Source organism: Paenibacillus endophyticus, from assembly GCF_014192395.1.
GTDB classification, from domain to species: domain Bacteria; phylum Bacillota; class Bacilli; order Paenibacillales; family Paenibacillaceae; genus Pristimantibacillus; species Pristimantibacillus endophyticus.
The window spans coordinates 1-1,906 of the sequence record NZ_JACHXW010000041.1 but is presented as its reverse complement, the minus strand read 5'-3'; the positions used below and the strand labels follow the sequence as shown (position 1 = coordinate 1,906).

The 1,906-nt window shown below is 53.6% G+C and carries 1 rRNA gene; it reads left to right on the top strand.

The features are described from left to right. Positions 1-1,906, top strand: a 23S ribosomal RNA gene (locus tag FHS16_RS31420); the annotation flags it as partial.

The window sequence follows — 1,906 nt, the reverse complement described above, 5'->3', positions numbered from 1 at the left end:
GGTTAAGCTAGTAAGAGCGCACGGAGGATGCCTAGGCACCAGGAGCCGAAGAAGGACGTGGCGAACAACGATACCGCCCCGGGGAGCCGTAAGCAGGCATTGATCCGAGGATTTCCGAATGGGGAAACCCAGCTGTCGTAATGGACAGTTACTCTCAACTGAATACATAGGTTGGGTAGAGGCATACCAGGGGAACTGAAACATCTAAGTACCCTGAGGAAGAGAAAACAATAGTGATTCCGTCAGTAGCGGCGAGCGAACGCGGATTAGCCCAAACCAAGGAGCTTGCTCCTTGGGGTTGTAGGACGTCTCACATGGAGTTACAAAGGTGTTTGGTAGGCGAAGAGGTCTGGAAAGGCCCGCCAGAGCAGGTAAAAGCCCTGTAACCGAAAGCAAGCACCCTCCGAGACGGATCCTGAGTACGGCGGGACACGTGAAACCCCGTCGGAATCCGGCAGGACCATCTGCCAAGGCTAAATACTCCCTGGTGACCGATAGTGAAGCAGTACCGTGAGGGAAAGGTGAAAAGCACCGCGGAAGCGGAGTGAAAAAGAACCTGAAACCGTGCGCTTACAAAAAGTCAGAGCCCGTTAAATGGGTGATGGCGTGCCTTTTGTAGAATGAACCGGCGAGTTACGATCACGTGCAAGGTTAAGTCGGGAAGACGGAGCCGTAGCGAAAGCGAGTCTGAATAGGGCGAATAAGTACGTGGTCGTAGACCCGAAACCGTGTGATCTACCCCTGTCCAGGGTGAAGGTGCGGTAACACGCACTGGAGGCCCGAACCCACGCATGTTGAAAAATGCGGGGATGAGGTGGGGGTAGCGGAGAAATTCCAATCGAACTCGGAGATAGCTGGTTCTCCCCGAAATAGCTTTAGGGCTAGCCTCGAGGAATGAGCGTCGTGGAGGTAGAGCACTGATTGGGTGCGGGGCCCGCCAAGGGTTACCAAGTCCAGTCAAACTCCGAATGCCATAGACGTGCTACTCGGGAGTCAGACAGTGAGTGCTAAGATCCATTGTCAAGAGGGAAACAGCCCAGATCATCAGCTAAGGTCCCCAAGTGTGTGTTAAGTGGGAAAGGATGTGGAGTTGCAAAGACAACCAGGATGTTGGCTTAGAAGCAGCCACCATTTAAAGAGTGCGTAATAGCTCACTGGTCGAGTGACTCTGCGCCGAAAATGTAACGGGGCTAAACACACCACCGAAGCTATGACATGTACCATTAGGTACTTGGGTAGGGGAGCGTTGAATACGGATTGAAGTTGGACCGTGAGGACTGGTGGACTGTATTCAAGTGAGAATGCCGGTATGAGTAACGAAAAGACAAGTGAGAATCTTGTCCGCCGAAAGCCTAAGGGTTCCTGAGGAAGGCTCGTCCTCTCAGGGTAAGTCGGGACCTAACGCGAGGCCGAAAGGCGTAGTGGATGGACAACAGGTTGAAATTCCTGTACCACCGAAGATTGTTTGAGCAATGGGGTGACACAGAAGGGCAGTGACGCGGACTGATGGAATAGTCCGTCCAAGCAGTGAGGCTAGTGTGTAGGCAAATCCGCACACTATTAGGCTGGGCTGTGATGGGGAGCGAAAATTGCAGTAGCGAAGGTCATGTACTCCGGCTGTCAAGAAAAGCCTCTAGTGAGATCTAGGTGCCCGTACCGCAAACCGACACAGGTAGGCGAGCAGAGCATGCTAAGGCGCGCGGAAGAACTCTCGTTAAGGAACTCGGCAAAATGACCTCGTAACTTCGGGAGAAGAGGTGCCTCGGTAGGGTGAATAGCCCGAGGGGGCCGCAGTGAAAAGGCCCAAGCGACTGTTTAGCAAAAACACAGGTCTGTGCGAAGCCGTAAGGCGAAGTATACGGGCTGACGCCTGCCCGGTGCTGGAAGGTTAAGGGGAGCGGTTAGG